The 18,832-nt window shown below is 43.4% G+C and carries 13 protein-coding genes; 4 read left to right on the forward strand and 9 right to left on the reverse strand.

From position 1 onward, the window contains the following. Positions 1–73: 73 nt before the first annotated feature. Together QUA70_RS15880 and QUA70_RS15885 are read right to left on the reverse strand one after the other, a co-directional pair. A complete protein-coding gene (locus tag QUA70_RS15880) occupies positions 74–1,924 on the reverse strand; it encodes a BamA/TamA family outer membrane protein (protein ID WP_333348510.1) in 1,851 nt (616 codons plus the stop codon). A gap of 162 nt (positions 1,925–2,086) precedes the next feature. Further along, on the reverse strand, positions 2,087–2,287 hold the full coding sequence (locus tag QUA70_RS15885) for a hypothetical protein (RefSeq protein WP_242720238.1): 201 nt from the start codon (positions 2,285–2,287) through the stop codon (positions 2,087–2,089). A 128-nt stretch (positions 2,288–2,415) separates the two neighbouring features. Between QUA70_RS15885 and QUA70_RS15890 the strand changes: the two genes are divergently transcribed. Together QUA70_RS15890 and QUA70_RS15895 are read left to right on the forward strand one after the other, a co-directional pair. Next, positions 2,416–3,276: an alpha/beta hydrolase gene (locus QUA70_RS15890; protein WP_333348508.1), complete on the forward strand. Its 861-nt coding sequence runs from the start codon at positions 2,416–2,418 to the stop codon at positions 3,274–3,276. Positions 3,277–3,406: 130 nt separating this feature from the next. Next, positions 3,407–4,888, forward strand: a complete 1,482-nt coding sequence (locus QUA70_RS15895) for an ATP-binding protein (RefSeq protein WP_333348506.1) — start codon at positions 3,407–3,409, stop codon at positions 4,886–4,888. Positions 4,889–5,005: 117 nt separating this feature from the next. Here QUA70_RS15895 and QUA70_RS15900 read toward each other — a convergent pair whose 3' ends face one another. From QUA70_RS15900 to QUA70_RS15930, 7 genes are all read right to left on the reverse strand, one after another. After that, positions 5,006–5,359, reverse strand: coding sequence for a slr1659 superfamily regulator (locus QUA70_RS15900; RefSeq protein WP_333331544.1), 354 nt, complete (start codon positions 5,357–5,359; stop codon positions 5,006–5,008). 66 nt (positions 5,360–5,425) lie between these two features. Continuing rightward, a complete protein-coding gene (locus tag QUA70_RS15905) occupies positions 5,426–6,034 on the reverse strand; it encodes a DUF6272 family protein (protein ID WP_333331541.1) in 609 nt (202 codons plus the stop codon). A 31-nt stretch (positions 6,035–6,065) separates the two neighbouring features. Continuing rightward, entirely contained in the window at positions 6,066–7,301 is a 1,236-nt protein-coding gene (locus tag QUA70_RS15910; RefSeq protein ID WP_333331538.1) for an adenylate/guanylate cyclase domain-containing protein, read from the reverse strand. Positions 7,302–7,457: 156 nt separating this feature from the next. Further along, positions 7,458–12,908: an AAA family ATPase gene (locus QUA70_RS15915; protein WP_333348504.1), complete on the reverse strand. Its 5,451-nt coding sequence runs from the start codon at positions 12,906–12,908 to the stop codon at positions 7,458–7,460. Between the two features lie 256 nt (positions 12,909–13,164). After that, positions 13,165–14,697 carry a hypothetical protein gene (locus QUA70_RS15920; RefSeq protein ID WP_333348502.1) on the reverse strand — a complete coding sequence of 511 codons (1,533 nt, stop codon included), beginning with the start codon at positions 14,695–14,697 and terminating at the stop codon, positions 13,165–13,167. A gap of 167 nt (positions 14,698–14,864) precedes the next feature. After that, entirely contained in the window at positions 14,865–15,884 is a 1,020-nt protein-coding gene (locus QUA70_RS15925) for a SpoIIE family protein phosphatase (RefSeq protein WP_333410498.1), read from the reverse strand. Between the two features lie 42 nt (positions 15,885–15,926). After that, positions 15,927–16,991 carry a cache domain-containing protein gene (locus QUA70_RS15930; protein ID WP_333348498.1) on the reverse strand — a complete coding sequence of 355 codons (1,065 nt, stop codon included), beginning with the start codon at positions 16,989–16,991 and terminating at the stop codon, positions 15,927–15,929. Positions 16,992–17,166: 175 nt separating this feature from the next. On the opposite strand from QUA70_RS15930, the gene QUA70_RS15935 reads away from it, so the two are divergent. Both QUA70_RS15935 and QUA70_RS15940 read left to right on the forward strand, forming a co-directional pair. Next, positions 17,167–17,526: a VOC family protein gene (locus tag QUA70_RS15935; RefSeq protein ID WP_333348496.1), complete on the forward strand. Its 360-nt coding sequence runs from the start codon at positions 17,167–17,169 to the stop codon at positions 17,524–17,526. A 3-nt stretch (positions 17,527–17,529) separates the two neighbouring features. After that, complete coding sequence (locus QUA70_RS15940) at positions 17,530–18,810, forward strand: recombinase family protein (protein WP_333348495.1); 1,281 nt, start codon at positions 17,530–17,532, stop codon at positions 18,808–18,810. Positions 18,811–18,832: the final 22 nt, after the last annotated feature.

Below are 18,832 nucleotides of genomic sequence, written 5' to 3' on the forward strand. Positions count from 1 at the left end.
GCAACTGGCAATTGAAATCGCTTCTTGTATCTACACTTAACTCGTGACTAATGACTACTGACTGATGACTAATTTAAAATCGCTGCTTTGTACCGAGTATAAATTTGAGATCGCCGGAGTCGCTAACCGCCATATCTAAGCGAATTAATCCAAAGCGCGATCGCACCCTCACACCCACCCCAACACCCGCCCCAGTCCCCGGTTTGTCCCTGACTACCGCCGGTTTTCCGAGTACACTATCTCCCGTTCCCAAATCCGACGCAAAATCAACAAATATTACGCCGCCAACATCCTGACCCACAGGAAACCGATATTCACCCGAAGCCAAAAAATAACTCCGGCCACTGCCAATATCCCCGCCGTCGTAACCCCGCACGGAATTGCGGCCGCCGAGGCGAAAAGCTTCCGTTGGTGGCAAATCCCCGATTACCGTGCCCGCTTGCAAGTTAAAAGCCAGCATTTCGGGCAAGGCTTCGGACTCGCTGATGCCCAACAAAGTTACTGGCACATACTGTATATAATTTGCCAACAGCCTGTTACTCACAATGTTACCTCGCCCCAGAGGTATCGACTGCTCGGTGCTGAGGCTGAGAATCGAGCCGCTGGTGGGGTTGAATGGATTGTCCCGCCGATCGAGCATCGCACCAAAAGAAACAGTGTATAACTCGTCAACGCCGCTGTCGCTGAATGTGAGAGGATTGCCGAGTTCGTCGCGGCGGGCGATATTTAAGTTGCGATCGCGCGTACTAATGTTTGTATAATTCAGTCCCAAAGTCGATTGCCAATCGCCCAAAGGTCTGGTAAACCTGAGATTTCCCCCCACCCGAATTTCCCGAACTCGGTTCCCGTTGGGCAAATCAATATCCTTGTTGAAAATTTCCGATATTCTGCGATCGCCAAAAGCTCTCACACTGTATCCCAATCGGTCTTCGGCGGCAACGTAAGGGCTGACAAACTGGACATCGTACTGGATACCTCGGAGGCTGGGCTGAACATCCACCGCCAGCCGCTGTGGCACCCGGCCGAAAGTTCGATCGGTATAGGAAAGAGGAACAGCAACGCCAACATCATCACTAAGACTGGCACTCACGCTAAAAGAGCGAGCCGATCGCTCTTGAACGTTGTAAATTACATTAACATCCGTGCCAACTTCTTCAATCGAAACCGTAACCTTGTCAAACAATCCCAATTGCTGCAACTGCTGCAAATCCGATCGCACCACTTCCCGGCTGTAGTTATCCCCCGCCTTGAGTTTGAGTTCGCCTCGGATAAAATCTTCCGAAATTTTGCCCTCAACCGGATTCCCTTTTTTATCAACAGCTTCGCCTCTGGAATTGACAAAGCGAATTTTCACCTCAGCAACGTAAACGCCTTCAGCATTGCTTGCTTGACTGATTTGTAGAGTACCGCCTAGCTGTCGGGCGTTGCTGTTTACTGCTTCGGGGATTTCGGCTTTTGCCGCGATCGTCGCCGGAGTTTTTAACAGAGATGTAAAATCTTTATTGTGGCTGGACTTGAGAGAGGGCGATTCCCTAGGGGATAGCTGCGCCGCGCGTACTTCTCCAGAAGCTGCGAGCTCATCGGATGCCGGCAAATTCTGCACAGTTGGGTTCACCTGAGAGGTTGCACCATTCTCAATCAGCTTTTTAGGAACAGGCATCTTGCCTGTTCCACAAAACAATTCATCTCTTGTGGAACGGGCATCTTGCCCGTTCTTGAGAATGGTGCCAGATGTGAGACTCACCTGATCCTCCTCCCTCTGTGCCCTTGTGGGACAGGCGTCTCGCCTGTCAATTTCTGCGGTTCCCTCTCTAAACTCCGCCTGAGTCGGTGCGGCAGTCGGATCGATCGCCCGCGCCGCCAATTCGTCGCCAGCCAGCGACGCAAAAGTCAAAAATGCAATAATCGGAATTCGCATAGACATTAAATTTAAAGCACACCCAAGGCATATTACCCAAAACCGGGCCCCCTGCGTAATTAGCCGAAAAGAAACCCGGTATTTTTGAGGCTACCGGGTTTCTGGGATGCTGAAATTTGGGAAAGTTCGATCGCGGGCGATCGTAAATTGGGGAAACCGAAAATTTGTTTAAAGAGTTTGTCGAGAAACTCGTTTCTCAAAATGAGCCTGAGTCTGCTGCAACAGTTGTTCGCGACTATCCTTAGCGGTGGTAATGGTAGGGAGCAAGTTGCGAGCTTGTAACGTCATGTGAAGCTGTAGGTGTGCTACGTACTCACTGACATCTTCGCGAAGAGAGCAAGCCGGGTACTGTTTTAAAGTAGAGTTCAAAGTGTTCTCCTGCTTTGAGTTTGCAGTATTTTCTAATAATTATAGAGAATATCATGGTCTATTTCTAATTGTGTACTCCGTAATGAACTTTAACCTTTGGACTGCTGTTTTGTTACAATTGTTTACAAATGTATCTTACCTATCAGGAGTCGATCGCCATGCAGTCTCAAGCACTTGTAGGACAAACTCACACATTAAGTACATTTGTCAATAGTACCACCCAAACAGCCGCCTACCTGGACATCGGGTGCGGCAGACCCTTATTGATGCTGCACGGTTTCTTCGGAGAAAAGACTTGCTGGCTGTCATTAATAGAGTTATTGCAATCTCAGTTTCGGTGCATCAGTTTAGATATGTTGGGTTTTGGAGAATCCAGTAAACCAGAAATCCGCTATGACGTAGCTGTAGAAGTTGATTTTGTCCGGCAAGTTGTAGAACAACTAAATATCGAACCCTGCTGCATTATCGGACATTCTTTTGGCGGTTGGGTAGCATCTGCATATTCTCTAAAATATCCTAATTCTGTTAGCAGTTTAGTCTTAGCAGCACCGGCGGGAATTCGGGACGACACTTTTTGTGGTCAATATGATGCTTTGCGGCCGCTGTTGTGGGAAACCCCAGCCGTGGATTGGGCCTTGCAGTTGGCAAAACCTTTTGCTAGTTTAGCTGGAAAAAGTGAGAAATTGCAGCAAATTGCCGGGTGGCGCAGGGAGTTAATGTCTCAACCAGTAGCAAGGTCATTTTTAATGAGCCGGATGCGGCCGGAAGACGCAGTTGATACAGTAGAAAAAGAAATTCACAAATTGCAAATTCCTACCTTAGTCATAGCCGCAGAGAGTGACGAAACAATTCCTCTATGGCACTGTGAAACCTACGCTAATGAGATACCGGGGGCCGAGTTAGCAATTATTCCTAATGCTGCTCACGGGTTGCCACAAACTCAAGCTCAAATTATGGCGAAGTTGATTGGTAATTTTTTGAATAATTAAGAAAAACGGTGCAAGAAGGCGACTCATAAAAATTGTGATCAACTACTAATTGAAAATAATTGTATTTTAGTATACTACTTTAGTAAGAAATACATAATATATTGCTTAGTGTATTGTACAATTTTTTATTATGGCTCTTAAATCTTGTGTCAGCAGGAGCTACAGACATTTAGTTGAGTCGGGGATATTACCAATGGCTGCAATGAGGAACTATTTTAATCTGGAAGAAATTACGACAGCCAGAAAAATTAGTGCTGCGGTAATTAATATCAGCGGCCGTCAGCGAATGCTTTCCCAACGAACGGCTTTTTTTTGCATGAGGTTAGTTTGTTCTCAGAATGGGGTAGAAAGATCCAAACTGCGGGGGAATTTGTTAGAGGCGATCGAGCTTATGGAAAAATCACACCGCGACTTAATTAATACTGACAGCAGCATCAACTTAGTGAGTCCCCCTTCAGCCACCGTCAAGGCACTGTATTTTGAGGCGCCACTGTATCTAGACAAACAAGTCCGCCAATATATCGATCGAATAAAAGCATTGCTGCAAGTTCCCGATGCCGAACTCAGGCTGGAAAATCCCCACCTGCTGTATATTGTCGAAGCAGCGGGCGGCGAGTTGCTAGAAGCTTTCGATGCCGTGGTGAGTCAATACCAGCAAGAAAGCGAAATCGAACAATTTGAAATCGACCTTAAACAGGTTGAACTTTATCAAGAAAGTTGTGCTGCTACCTCGAAAGCGGAAGCTCAAGCCGCCGAGATCGATCGCGCACTTTGCGAACTAAAACAAACTCAAGCTCAACTCCTCCACAGCGAAAAAATGTCTTCGCTGGGGGCGCTAATGGCTAGTATCGTCCACGAAATTAATAACCCAGTTAGTTTTATTTACGGCAACTTGAGCCATGCCGCAATTTATACTCAAGATTTGTTGAACCTGCTGTGTCTCTATCAAGAATGCTATCCCAATCCCTGTCCCGAAATCACAGATAAAATCGAAGAGATAGATCTTGGTTTTATAGTTGAAGACTTGCCTAAAGTTATCTCTTCCATGCAACTGGGTTCCAATCGCATTCGCGAAATTGTCAAATCTATGGGTAATTTTTCGCGAACCGATAACAGTAACATGACGCTGTGTGATTTGCACGACAGCATTGATAGCACCGTGTTAATTTTGCGAAACCGTCTCAATTCTAAAACAGACCGTCGCGACATTCAATTAGTTAAAAATTATGGAAAATTGCCTGCTGTAGAGTGTTATGCCGGACAGCTCAATCAAGTATTTATGAATATAATTAGCAACGCGATCGATGCTTTGGACGAGGCATCACAAACTCAGCCCTATGCTGCGCTAAAAATTTCTATCAGCACAGAATTAGCAGGGCCAGATCGCGTGAGAGTGCGGATTGCTGACACTGGAACCGGAATGACAGCAGAGATAAAAGAACGAATGTTCGAGCAGTTTTTCACCACCAAGGAAATCGGTAAAGGTACTGGTTTAGGATTGTCTATTGTCTACAAAATCTTAGTAGAAAATCACCGAGGATCGCTTCGGTGCGAGTCGGAACCCTGCAAGGGAACCGAGTTTATCATTGAACTCCCGATCCAGCAAACTTAAGCAATTTACTAATCATCCAAATTTATCTATGTTAACTGTGGCACGCGCGTCCCGCCTGTGTTAACTGTGGCACGGGCGTCCCGCCTGTGTTAACTGTAGTTAAAATTTACACATATCCTACTCTAATTCTAACTTCAAAGTTGGCAACAGCTTTTCTAAATTTCTGAGAGATTTCTGTTGCCAAGGAATATCATTTGAACCCAATACCAAAAGTTTAATCGTTTTCTTTTTCCGGACGCTGATGACAAATTTAGACAGCATACTGATACCAGAACTGTTAACAAAATCCAATTGTTTTAGGTTCAAGGTAATAGTAGGCGGTTCGCGATTGGCGACCTCATCTAACAATTCGACTATTGGTGCATACTCTGGAGGGCCGCTCAGGCTGAGTTCGCCTTGGAAAGTGGCTGTGACTGATTCTGGATCGTACTGAATGCTGTAATCTTCACCTTTAATTTCTTGAATGCCCATTGTGATTGTGTTTCCTGACTAAAATATTGCGATCGCACAAGAGAGTAAACATTGAAATGCTAGAAACTAGACCCTAATTTGAACTACAGTCGTAAGAATTATGGTATCACTATCTGGCCTGCGATCGAATTTCCAACCTATCTTAGCTGAATAGTCATTAATCATCGTCAGCAATCCCAATCCCGATGTGTCACTTTCCGATTCCGCATTCTTTTCAAGCTGCTGCAAATAAAGTTCATTGGGATCGGAAGCCATAATTTCTTCAATAAACTCCTTCAACTTATTTGCCCCTTGTGGATTGACACTATTACTGGCAAAAATTACTGCCGTCACATCTGTGTCACCAATAAAATGTATGCCAAATCTGACCTTGTAATTGGTATCATCGTTATTAAATTTTATCGCATTTTCTAACAGTTCGTTGGCTACGTAGCTCACAGCTCCCTTGCTTTCTTTTATCCGTTTCTCGCTGCTAGCATCCTCCTCATCCACCGGTAGAAAGCTAGACAAATAATCGGCTACAAAATGAGCAGAAAGCCTGTTGTTTCGCCAGCGCTGTTTGATGGGGCGAGAACTGGGGGTAAATGTAAGTTCTAGGGAGTCGTGTTCAGGAGGAAATTCTTCAATGAATTCTCCAAAAATTTGTGTCATTGTTTTTAAGCTTCCAGATGTCATGATTTTTCTGCCTCCAATTGATGTATTAATGTCACTTCTGGGTGAATTTCCACACGCCATTCCAGTTAGCGGGAATACTCTTTTCTAACAGCGATTGGATGCGTTTTAGGTAAAGTTGACTGGGCTTGTCATCTGGATTTAGGGCCACTATCTGTTCAAAACAAACTATGGCCTTAGCGAAATTTCCCTGAGAATATTCTTCGAGTCCCTCCTCAAATATAGGCAAAGTTTGAATTTTGAGCGATCGCACTGGTTCTACTTCAACATCTAACACCTCACAAACTGTAATGGCTTCTTGTCTACCTTTGACAATAGCCCGATCCAAAAAACGGATATGATACTTTTCGGGTTGACTCAAACGTTGTACCACATCTCCAGAAATTAATAAAGATACGCCATAATACTTAGTCAAACCTTCCAGACGAGCGGTGAGATTGACATGATCTGAGAGCGCATCTGCTTGCATCCGATTCGCGTCTCCAATAATCCCAACCATCGTATCACCCACATGGATACCAATGCCAATCTTCAGCGGTATATCCCCATTTATTTTACGGCTTTGATTGTATTTCTGCAACTGCTCCAATTTCACAATTCCTGCCTGAATAGCATCATCAACGCCATCAGGAAAAACTGCCATGACTCCATCTCCAATATACTTGACAATAAAACCGTTGTGCTTACGAATTTCGGGACTAATTTGCTGTAAATAGTTATTGATGAAATCAAAGTTTTCTTGAGGAGTCATTTGCTCCGCCATCGTGGTGAAGGAACGCATATCGGAAAACATAATGGCCATCTCTTTGCTGACGTGATCTCCAAGCTGGAAATCAACAATGCTCTGCTTGCCGAGAAATTGGAGATATTCATCGGGAACAAAACGTCCGTAAGCTTGCAAAAGTTTCTCTAATTCTTGTTCCCGCGCTTTCACCGTTTGCACCATATGCGAAAATACCTGTGCCAGTTCTCCCAGTGCATCACTGCGCGCTGCCACCTCTGACAATATCTGGGGTTCAAAGCTGTTATTTTTCACAGCAATAGCTGCATCTATCACCTTTTTTACCTGCTCGATGTAAGTCTGCATCTCTCGATTTTTATGACGGATCTGGTTTTCGAGATCCGTGGAGTGTTGCGTGATAATTTCTACTAAGGTTTCATAGCTGTTTTTTTCATCCTCTACTTCCTCAAGTTTTTCGCTCAACTCCTGTAGCTGGGTATAGAGATTTTCTGGAGATTTAGAGGGGGCTAAATTTATTTGTGGTTTCATAATTTATACTTCCGAATCGGGAAGCGCAAAATTGTTTGACTCGCTCGCGGTAAATTATTAGAACTTAAACGGGGAGAACTCGAAATCCTGTTTCGGCGTCGAAGTTTGGTCACTAAATCCCATATTCTTCGTAGAAACCGGGTTGACGACCATCAATCATAAATTATGCACAATATTTCCCTGTTGCTTCAATACTAGCAAAGTAATGTCATCAAAAACCTTTTGTTCTCCAATAAAGTCTCGCAAATCAGCGATGGTGGCTTCCTTGATTTGTTCGGCGCTCAAATGCCAGTTTTGAGAAACCACTTCACATAGTCTTTCGATACCGTAGAATTTTTTGTGGATATTTCTAGCTTCGGGGATACCGTCAGTATAAAGCACTACCCCGTCCCCCGGCTCTAAGTCTACTAAAACATGGCTAATCCAATCGGAAATATTCTCATCTAAGCCAAGCGGAAATCCTAAATTTATCATGTCAATCCGTTCAATTTGACCGCCTTTTCTGACCACAAGAGTTTCCTCGTGTTGACCACTAATACTAACTTTACAGTCGGCATAGTTGAGCAAAGCTAGTGTCATATTTTTGTCGGAGTTCATGCGCTGGACATTTTTATAAATAGTGCGGTTGAGGGTATCTAAAAAGCGAACCGGGTCTAGTTCTTGAACTTCCTTCAAAGTGCGAACAGCCGCTTGAGTCATCACCATCAAAATGCCGCTTTCTAGTCCGTGTCCGGTGACATCACCAATGGCAATAGTCACCACTCCTTCAGTATAAAGTACGTCGTAGTAATCGCCACCAACTTCATCTGCTGGCTCCATAAATCCAGCAATATCTAACTCTGTAATTGCTGCTAATTCTGCATATTTGGGCAGAATTAACTGCTGCATTTGTTTGAGGATTTCGAGTTCGGTACTCATCCGCAGATTTTCGGTTTTGAGGCGCTGGTTGAGGGCAGAGATTGCCTGATTAGCATGAGCTAGTTGGGCTGTACGTTCTTCAACTTTATCTTCTAGAGTTTGATAGAACAGAGCATTTTCGAGCGAAATAGCCGCTTGGGAAGATAGGATTTTTAAAACTTCCAATCTGTCAGGAGTAAATGCACCTGTGGCGAGATTGTTTTCTAAGTACACAATGCCCATCGCTTTACCTTGGTTTACAATTGGAGTACACAATACAGATTTAGGTGGGTGCTGAATAATGTAGGGGTCGGCAGCAAAGATATTTTCAGTAGCAATATCGTTAATTACTAAGGTTTCTCTGGTACGCCAGACGTAGTTAATGGCAGTGATGGGAAGGTTTTGGCTTTGAGAGAGTGGAATATTTGGCAAATAGCAGCTATCGCCTAAATATTTAGCAACGATGGATAATTCACCATCCCTTTCTAAGATGAGAGAGCCTTTTGACGCGCCAGCATTTTCTATCAATACTTGCATTAAAATTGACAACAATTCATCAATGTTTATTTGCCCCGATATGGCTTGAGAAGCTTTAATAACTGTTGCCAAATCGAGAATATCAGAAATATTCTTCCCACTTGAACTGATGGTTCCGACTATAGTCTGAGCAATGGTATCTCCTCCATACAAACTTGTTTTTTGTTCTACAATGGGGGCGAGTAATTGGGGATATTTTTGTTCTAAATCATCAATTTTTGCCTGAGCTCCCCAGCGAGCATAAGCGTAATAAGCGTCAGTTAGATAGACGCGGGCAATTTTATCTTTACCTAATTCCAGATAAAATTTAGCTGCAAGTTCACCTGCTAATGCTTCTTCTTGGAGGTATTGGTTTTCTTGGGCAGTAGCAAGAGCGCGATCGTACAAATCGATGGCTTCGAGCCTGTGTCCCAATACTCGTGCGATTTCTGCGGCTACTAAGTCATACTTGTGCTGATAATTCATCGGTGCGTGGAATGCCCAGGTTTGCATTTTTTCCTGATTGGCTCTGACTTGGTTTAAGTATTGTTCCTGAGCGATCGACTCAGCATGGAGATACAGTGCCAGCAGGGCGAGGGAATGGTAAAAGTTGTGCTGGGGAACCATCATCAACGAGCCGACACCAGCGACATATTGCTCTGCTAGCTGGGCATTTTCCACAGCACGATCGCGATCGCCAAACAAATAATTCACAACCAATTTAGCAAAATACACCCCAAAGATGGAAGAGACATTATTGGCGGCTAGCAAAACTGGCAACATTTCATCTTCATTAAAGCTGTCCCCAACTAACCGACAATTATCCTCAGCTAATCCTTGTAAATTTAATGTGAGTTGTCGCCAGATTTTAGTATAATAAGTCTGATATTCTTGTTTGGAATTCAGCATTAGTTCCAAATACTGCTCGTATTTTTTATCTACCGATGTTAAGTCTTCACCGCTAAAAAAGCTGTAGATGCAAAGATACATACCCGAATAGCAAGCATACTCGATATCCCCTGTTTCTAAACCACTTTGGACTGCTGAGAGCAAAGACGGTATGGTCGATCGACTGGGTTCTTTCCAATGTCTCACACAAGCATTGTACACCATCACCACTTTCGAGTGAAATTCTTGGGATGGGAATTTATCTAATACCTGCAAAGATAGTTGGCCGTATTGATAGCCTAATTCAATTTCTCCGATTACTTCACAGATTAAACTGCAACAAGCATAGGCATAACTAGCCGGTGCAGAGTTCCCATATTTGCTACAAATATGTGCCATTGTAAACACAACTGTGGGGTAAATTTCTGGACTAGCTAGATAAGCGGCAGAAGCGATCGCACATAAAATCCTCAAAGCAGCAATTTTATAAGCATCATTAATTTCTGGCCAATTAGCTAAGGCAGAAATCTCCACTGTAGCGGGAAGTTCGGTTTCCAAAGAAACACCAAGCATTCCCAAAACTTGCAATCCAGTATCTACTGCCGATTTCATCTGATTTTGAGCAATATAAGACTGAATTTGCACTGCGTAAACTCTGAGTTTATCGAGAAAGTTTTGCGATCGAGATAGAACTATTTCCGCCAGTTGGTGCGACACATCGAAATTGGTATTCAAATATTCGGCTTCAACTGCTTCTACATAAAGATCAATCGTCAAGTCGTATAAATTTGTCCAGCTATCATCGGCTAGCAGGTTTCGGCCGATAGTTAAGTAATCAACAGCAGCAGCATAAGCTGTGGAAGTTTTAGCTTTACGTCCAGCAATTAAATTCAAGGAAGCTAGTTGATTTTGTTCCGTGCGATCGACAATTAATTCTCGTCCAATGTTCAAGTGGTTGACTATATCAAATATCTGCTCTTCTTTTTCATCTTCTGGGGTATTACTCAACAACAATCTACCAATTTTCAGGTGAGTTGACTGTTTTGCCTCGTCGGGTATCAAAGAGTAGGCGGCTTGTTGAACGCGATCGTGCAAAAATTTGTAACTTGGTAATTGACAATCAGCAACAGCTAATTGTGCAGACTCCCCAGCCTCTGTAAAAAACTTATAAACTTCACTTTGCGGTAAAATTAGACCTTCTTGCAATGCTTTCCACAAATCCGCCGCGGTGTCTTTTTGAGATTTTTCGCAAACAACTGCTAAGGTTTCTAAATCAAATTGACTGCCAATACAAGCAGCTAATTGTAAAATATTTTGAGTAGCGATCGGCAATTTCTGCAATTGATTCGCCATAAAATAAACGACATCATCGCTGACTGCTAATTCTCTAATTTTAGTAATATCGCACTTCCAACCACCCCTTTCTCCCCCTTTCCAGGGGGTAAAATCGAAATAAATTAACTTATCTTCGTACAGTTTTTTGAGGAATTGATTGCTAAAAAAAGGATTGCCTTTAGTTTTTTGAAATATCAATTCTGTCAAGGAAAGAGAGCGTTCTGTCGGACAAGTTAAAGCATCAGCAACCAGACGATTTAGGTCAATTTTTGAAAGTGGCGCGAGAGTAATTTGATTAATTAGAGGGGCTGGTCTATCAATACTGCGGTTTGGTAGATTGCGAATCTCTGATAAAGTCAGCATTAATGGATGAACGCTGGAAACTTCATTATCTCGATAAGCACCAATTAGCAGCAAATGTTGACCCTCGGATTCGCCCAGCAACAATTGCATTAATTTCAGAGATGCTGAATCAGCCCATTGCAAATCATCTAAGAAGATGACCAAGGGGTGATTTTTGGTAGCAAAGACACGAATGAACTTTTGAAATAACAGATTGAAGCGATTTTGTGCAGGACTGGGTTCTAATTCCGGGACAGCAGGTTGCTTGCCAATCAGCAGTTCTAATTCTGGGATAACATCAATAATGACCTGAGCATTATCGCCTAAAGCGGACAATATTTGGGCTTGCCAATGCTGAACTTGAGTAACGCTTTCTGTCAGTAGTTGCCGCAGGAAATTTTGCAAAGCTTGCACCCAGGCGGAAAAGGGAATATCGCGCCTGAATTGGTCGAATTTTCCTTTGATAAAGTATCCCCGCTGCTGGACGATCGGCTTGTGAACTTCGTTAACGACAGCGGTTTTGCCAATCCCGGAAAAGCCTGCTACCAGCATGATTTCGGTAGTAGCTGTACGGGGGAGTTTATGAGGCTCTCGGCTGCTAGTAAGGGAAACCTCCAAATCGGCGGTTGCGAAATTTTCCTGGGGACAGGCGACGCGGTTGAACGCTGCTAATAGGGTCAAAACTTCGGTTTCTCTGCCGTAAAGTTTTTCGGGAATGACCAAGCGTTCAGAAATGTCTCTGCTGCCTAGTTCAAACATTTGAATACTGCCCTGATCCGAGTATTCTTTTAAGCATTTTTCTAAATCGTGTTTGATGCCAACAACTGTTTGATAGCGTGCTTCCGCTGTTTTCGCCATCAGTTTGAGTACGATGTCATTCAATACTTGGGGGATGGCAGGATTTAGGGAGATCGGGGGAATTGGCTGGCGAGCAATGTGAGAATGAATCAATTCCATCGGTTCATGAGATTGAAATGGCAATTGTCCTGTCAACACTTCGTAAAAAGTTACTCCTAGCGAGTAAAAATCGGTGCGGTAGTCAATCCCATGATTCATTCTTCCAGTTTGTTCGGGAGACATATAAGCTAATGTCCCTTCTAAGATGTTGGGATTTTTGATTTCTTGATTTTCTCGAGGCAAAAGCGAGGAAATACTAAAGTCTATTAGTTTAATTTCTTTAGTGTTAGGGTTGATTATAATATTCTGGGGTTTGATATCTTTGTGAATAACTTTGCTGTTATATATTGCTTCTAAACAAGAGCAAATTCTAATGGCAATATGTAAAAAATTCCCTAGGCAATTAGTAAATTTTCCCTGAATACCCCAAGCATCATTGGTGATGTATTCTGCCAGAGAAATACCGCCAAAGTCCTCCATCACTAAGGCAAAACCGTTACGGTATACTTCCAGACTTAAGTGTTTGACAATACCGGAATTTTCAATATTTTTGGCAATGGTGTACTGATTGCGAAACTGCACCAGTTCACTGAAAGTCGGATACTCAGACTTGAGCAGTTTGATGACAACTGGTTGATTGTCTGATTCCGAAAAACCTCGATAAACGGAGGTTCTGGGGCCAGAGTAGAGTTGTTCGATCGCACGGTAGCCAGGAATTGAGATCAGGGTCATAGTTGCTATAGTAGATGTTGAAGGAAGAGGGCAAAAATCGATGGATCGATGCAATTAAGGGCAAGGTTTCAGCGATTCAGAACGTACTTACCGCCGCTCAGGTTGCTAAATCATAGTCAACTTTTGCTTTAATCAAGATAAAAAAGTTTTCGGTAATTAGTGATTAGTTTACTACAGCCCGCAAGGTTTCACTAATGCCTGAGCAAAGAATAATAATTTGTCGATCGCTAACCGCTCATACATCCGAGCCATTTTGTTAAAAACCTTTGAAGCGCTTGCTTCGTAGGATATCTCGCCTATTCAATTCACATTTGGGATATTCCGGTTCCTCTTGGTTAAATTCCCTACAAAATTCTTGGTACATCGCTATTTTTTTATTTTCGGAAATAGAGTTAGGAAAATTTGCGTTTTGGTTCTTGACTACTGGTGCGAATTGCGGATATAGTTCGTCTTGCTGGACTCGTGGCTGGCTGTAGAAAGCTTTGATGGCTGGTAGTGATCGCCTGGGTGGCGTACCGCTATCTAAATCTTCGCTAAAAGCAATCCAGAGTTTTGTATCAACGCTGCTCATGTAGTCGATAAATTTGACGCCATTAGCTTGACAATTTTGATTGTTACATCTTGAAGAGTTCATAACTAAACTATCAGCAAAAACCAATGGTTTAAGTTCCTGACCATAGGGAGCTGGTGTAGCAAAAAGAGGTAGTTTTTGGGGATCGGACAAGCGGATATAAAAAGAATTTTCCGAAAAGCCAATAAAGCTGCTGGCCCCTGCTAAAAAGTCCTGGTATCCAGCGCTTGGATCTTGATTATAGTAGTTGTTGACACAGCCATTTGTACCATTGACTGCACATTCTGCAGATATTTCTACTAAATTGTTCATTACCTGCGGAGCGAGCGGTTTCTCCAAAGCTTCTGTCACGTGATCAAACCCAAACAAGTCTGTATAGCCATCCAAATAAAAGCCGATCGCATTCCAGTCACTGTTAAAGTTGGCAATTAATCGCGGTTTTACGGCTGGTTTGTGAGATAAATAATTAATTAATTCCGGCACTGATTTAACTTGTAAAATATCCGGATCTCGCCCGAATAAAAAATATGAACACAGCCAAGTCGGAAAACCGTAGAGTTGATTGTTGTAAGTTGAGGCTTCTAGACCTACTGGCCAAAACTTTGAAGTTGATATTGCTTGGGAAGCGGGAAGAATCAAATGGTTATCGACTGCATCACCTAACATTAAGGTATCAAGTTCAACTAAATCAAATCCATTTTTACCGAGAATGTTCGGCAAATTGCTGTAGGTATAGGTGTCATATTCTAAATCTTGAGTCATTACTGCATTGAGCAAAATCTGGGGATTTTTATGTTGAAACTCATTAACAATCCGCTTTACCATCGGCTGAAAATTTGCTTCTGGTGTTGTCGGTAGATAGGGGTACAACAATACCGATAAAGTCTGCTGGGCTTGACCGGTGAAAGATAAATAGCGATCGGGACTATTTGCGGTGATGTTCAGATTGTCCACATTGTATCCCGCACACTCCACGCGAGCGATCTTTTGCGTCGAGAAATCCTCTGGGTTGAGTGCAAGAGTTTCGCCTTGTGAGAGGGCGATCGTCTGTGTATTTTGCTTAACCGTGTTGCGAATCTCGCCAGCAGCATAACAGGTAATGGGCTGGTTAGTAGAATTGTGAAGGGAAATCTGACCTGCATTAGCAACTCCGGGAAACAGAGTTATTGTTGCGATAGTTAAGAAGATTGACAGGAGTCGAAAGATGCTGTTTGTCATTTATTTATAGACCAGAATAGATTTTTAATCACTAATGCGGTAGAGCCAGCGTTTTATAAAATTTTATTCAAAATATTTTTGTATAAAGCACAGCCGATCATACTAAATATCTTTATTGTAGACTAGCAGCTATGGGTGAATAAAGCAAGAAGGAAAACAGACAGGATTTAATCCTTTTTCTTGAGAACAAGCAAGGTAATGTCATCAAATACCTTTTGTTCTCCAATAAAGTCTCGCAAATCAGCGATGGTGGCTTCCTTGATGTGTTCTGCGCTCAAATGCCAGTTTTGAGAAATTACTTCACAGAGTCTTTCAATACCGTAGAATTTTTTGTGGATATTTCTAGCTTCGGGGATACCGTCAGTATAAAGCACTACCCCGTCCCCCGGCTCTAAGTCTACTAAAACATGGCTGACCCAATCGGAAATATTCTCATCTAAGCCGAGCGGAAATCCTAAATTCATCATGTCAATCCGTTCAATTTGACCGCCTTTTCTGACCACAAGAGTTTCCTCGTGTTGACCACTAATACTAACTTTACAGTCGGCATAGTTGAGCAAAGCTATTGTCATATTTTTGTCGGAGTTCATGCGCTGGACATTTTTATAAATAGTGCGGTTGAGGGTATCTAAAAAACGCACCGGGTTGGATTCTTGCATTTCCTGAAGAGTGCGGACAGCAGCTTGAGTCATCACCATCAAAATGCCGCTTTCTAATCCGTGTCCGGTGACATCACCAATGCAAATCGTGACAACCCCGTTAGTACAAAGTACGTCGTAGTAATCACCGCCTACTTCCGAGGCTGGCTCCATAAATCCGGCAATATCTAAATCTTCAATGGCTGCGAGTTCTGCGGGTTTAGGGAGAATCAACTGCTGCATTTGTTTGAGCATATCGAGTTCGGAGCTCATGCGGAGATTTTCCGCTTTCAGGCGCTGGTTGAGAGTGGCAATTTGTTTAGTGGCTGTGGCGAGTTCAGAGGTACGTTCTTTGACTTTTTCTTCTAGCGTTTCAAAGGATTCTTGCAGTTGTCTCGCCATGATGTTAAAGGAATTTCTTAAGGTTTCAATTTCCAGAATTCGACTGGAATCAACGTTTTGGTTGAGATCACCACCTGCTAGATATTCTGAAGCTTGAGCAATTTGGTCGAGGGGGCGAGTAATCCAGCTAGCGGTGAAAATACCCACTCCAACAGAGACAATTAGAGCCACAATACACAGCAAAATGGTCTAGCGAGTGTTAGCATAAATTTGCGCCATAAACTCCGCTTCAGGAACTACTACTACAATCAGCCAATTGAGACCGTACTTGTCAGTTAGCGGAGAAACTTGGATAAATTGCCGCTCACCGTTTAGCTTAAAGTCAAGTTGAACTGTTTGATGGATGTCTTCCAAACGCTTGAAGTGATCGAGCAGATAAACCACACTTTGACGCATCAGCGAGTTGCTGCTTTCCTGTGCTTTGATCCGCTTTGTATCTTTGCCTGTTCCCACCGAAAGAGGCTGTTTTTTAACCGAGGTCGCTATTAATTCACCCTGGGGTTCAATGATAAATACTTGACCGGAATTACCCACCCTTAAGGTTTGCAGGAAGTGGCGAATTTGATCTAGTCCCATCTGGCAAGTCAGCACGCCAATTAGTTTCCCTTTGGCATCGTAATAGGGTAGACTCGCATTAATTTGCAGCGTACCGTAACCAAAATTAATATAAACTTCACTCCAAGCTGCCTGTTTCTTCTCAACAACAACTCTGTAAAAAGGGCGCGTGCGAACGTCATAATTGGGCGTGGTTTTGTCAATTGTTGTCCGGTTTCCATCAGCGTCAAGGTTGTAATATATCAAGTCGCCGCCCCCCGGAATCAGTTGCTGGGCAAGCTGAGGTTGTTCAAGTCCAACCAGCCGATTTACCCAACCCACACGCAGGTACTGACCTTTTTCGTTGGCAATTCCCGCGTGACCGATCGACTTAAATTGCAGAACTTGTTTCCAAAAATAGGGTCGAGCTTGCTCCAAATCGTCAAAGTTCAACACCCCCAAAGGTACAGCATCCTGATTGATCTGATTCACCAGTGGCGGAGCTTCCAGATAGGTTTGAACACGTTCGTAAACTCTCGCACTCACTTCCTGCCGCAACTGACTAACAATATCGTTGACTATCTGCTCTCCGTTTCTGTAAGAGAGATAGCCAACGCAGCCAACAGCAGCCAAAATTTGGAGAACAAAGGGAACTACCAAAACATTGCGGAGACGGAATTTGCCCGATCTGGAGACGATCGCACTTTTTTCTGAAACCATTGTTAAAAACACTCCCAGCGGGCAGTTTTTTGTTACAAGACTTGATAAGGGATATATTAAGAGCGACGGACAATGTTATCATATCAAAAACTCAACAAACATCAAATAATCTGCGTTAATCAGCGCTCATCTGCCTGCCTCAGCCGTTAAAATAAAAAAATAAATCCCAACAAAAATGCAAATTATCCAATCCCTCCACGCCACCCTACTCATCTCCAACCTCGAAAAATCCCAACACTTTTACAGCACCGTATTAGAACTGCCAAAAATCGATCGCGACTTAAAATTTCCCGGAATCTGGTATCAAATCGGCGACTTCCAGCTCCACCTAATTTTAGCTGCAACAATTATCCCAGATGCCGTAGACAATGCCAAATGGGGACGCAACCGACATCTAGCATTTTCGGTGGCTAACTTAGAGGCAGCCAAACAGCAGTTAATTGCTCACACTTGCCCGTTTCAAATGAGCGCGTCAGGTCGATCGGCATTATTTACCCAAGATCCCGACGGCAACATCATCGAACTCAGCGAGTAACAGATGAAAATCATCGCTTATTCTTACACAGAACCGCTACTGGAAGCAGCACCCGCACCGGAAATTTGGGGCCAAGAAGTCGATCGCACCTATCAAGACTTAGGAGGGCGACAACAACTGCAACAACTCCTCAAAGACTGCCAAACAGAACCAGTCAAATACCTGTTAATTCAGCGGTTTGAAGAACTAGGCGACACATTACAGCAAGTGTGTTCGCACCTCGCCCAACTCGAAAACCTCGGCGTCGAAATCATCGTACAAGCAGAAACAGAACCGCGAAACCGCAAAAACTTGCTGCAAATCCTCGCAGAAATCCAGCGCAGCCAACACAGCCGGAGTCTTCGCAAAGGACACGCGCGCAACCGCATCAAATCCCGGATTCCACCGGGTAAGGCTCCCTACGGCTACCGGCGCGGCAAAGATTGTTATACGATCGATAAAACCACCGCCCCCACCGTCAAAGACTTTTTTGAACACTTTTTAATTTACGGTTCCTTGCGAGGTTCCGTGCGGTATTTAGCCAAAAAATACAACAAAAAAATCTCTGTAAGTACCGGCCGCCGCTGGCTGACAAATCCCGCCTACCGAGGCGATTTGGAATATCAAAACGGCCAAGTAATTTCTAACACCCACGTCCCGATTATTTCCCGAGAAGAAGCCGCCCAAATAGACAGGTTACTGCGCCGCAACCGCTGCCTTTCTCCTCGCAGCGCTAGCGCCCCACGTTCCCTCGCAGGTTTAGCAATTTGTGCGGAATGCAAATCGCCCATGACAATTGCCAAAGTCACCTCCTACCGCAAAGAAAAAGAATACCTTTATTTGCGACCGATTAACTGTCCAAAACAGCCTAAATGTAGCGGTCTTTCCTACGATGAAGTATTGCAATTAACCATTGCCGGAATTTGTCGGGATTTACCCGATGCTGTGGCGGGGTTGCAAATACCGGATATGAATAGAGTTAAAGCAGGCATGGGAAGTGCGATCGAATTTAAAGAACAAATCATAAATCAACTGCCAGCCCTGATAGAAAATGGCATTTTAGATACAGAAACTGCCGAATTGAGAGCCTACAAAATTCGCACCGAAATTGCGGAAATGCAAAGCAAATTAGCCCAACTACCGCCCGTGAATTTGCGAGAAACAGCTCAAACTGTTTCTCTTCCCCAATTTTGGTTGGACTTGTCGGAATCGGAACGCAGATTCTATTTTCGAGAATTTATCGATCGCATAGAGATTGTACGCGAAAATTTAAAATTGAGACTGCAAATTATTTTCATTTTTTAAGTAAACCGATCCATAACTTCTC

It is taken from the genome of Microcoleus sp. LAD1_D5, assembly GCF_036702115.1.
Taxonomy (GTDB): domain Bacteria; phylum Cyanobacteriota; class Cyanobacteriia; order Cyanobacteriales; family Microcoleaceae; genus Microcoleus.

Coding starts and splice junctions, on each gene's coding strand:
- QUA70_RS15880 (WP_333348510.1), bottom strand. CDS start 1,924: ATGTCTATGCGAATTCCGATTATTGCATTTTTGACTTTTGCGTCGCTG.
- QUA70_RS15890 (WP_333348508.1), top strand. CDS start 2,416: ATGTATCTTACCTATCAGGAGTCGATCGCCATGCAGTCTCAAGCACTT.
- QUA70_RS15895 (WP_333348506.1), top strand. CDS start 3,407: ATGGCTCTTAAATCTTGTGTCAGCAGGAGCTACAGACATTTAGTTGAG.
- QUA70_RS15900 (WP_333331544.1), bottom strand. CDS start 5,359: ATGGGCATTCAAGAAATTAAAGGTGAAGATTACAGCATTCAGTACGAT.
- QUA70_RS15905 (WP_333331541.1), bottom strand. CDS start 6,034: ATGACATCTGGAAGCTTAAAAACAATGACACAAATTTTTGGAGAATTC.
- QUA70_RS15910 (WP_333331538.1), bottom strand. CDS start 7,301: ATGAAACCACAAATAAATTTAGCCCCCTCTAAATCTCCAGAAAATCTC.
- QUA70_RS15915 (WP_333348504.1), bottom strand. CDS start 12,908: ATGACCCTGATCTCAATTCCTGGCTACCGTGCGATCGAACAACTCTAC.
- QUA70_RS15920 (WP_333348502.1), bottom strand. CDS start 14,697: ATGACAAACAGCATCTTTCGACTCCTGTCAATCTTCTTAACTATCGCA.
- QUA70_RS15930 (WP_333348498.1), bottom strand. CDS start 16,991: ATGGTTTCAGAAAAAAGTGCGATCGTCTCCAGATCGGGCAAATTCCGT.
- QUA70_RS15935 (WP_333348496.1), top strand. CDS start 17,167: ATGCAAATTATCCAATCCCTCCACGCCACCCTACTCATCTCCAACCTC.
- QUA70_RS15940 (WP_333348495.1), top strand. CDS start 17,530: ATGAAAATCATCGCTTATTCTTACACAGAACCGCTACTGGAAGCAGCA.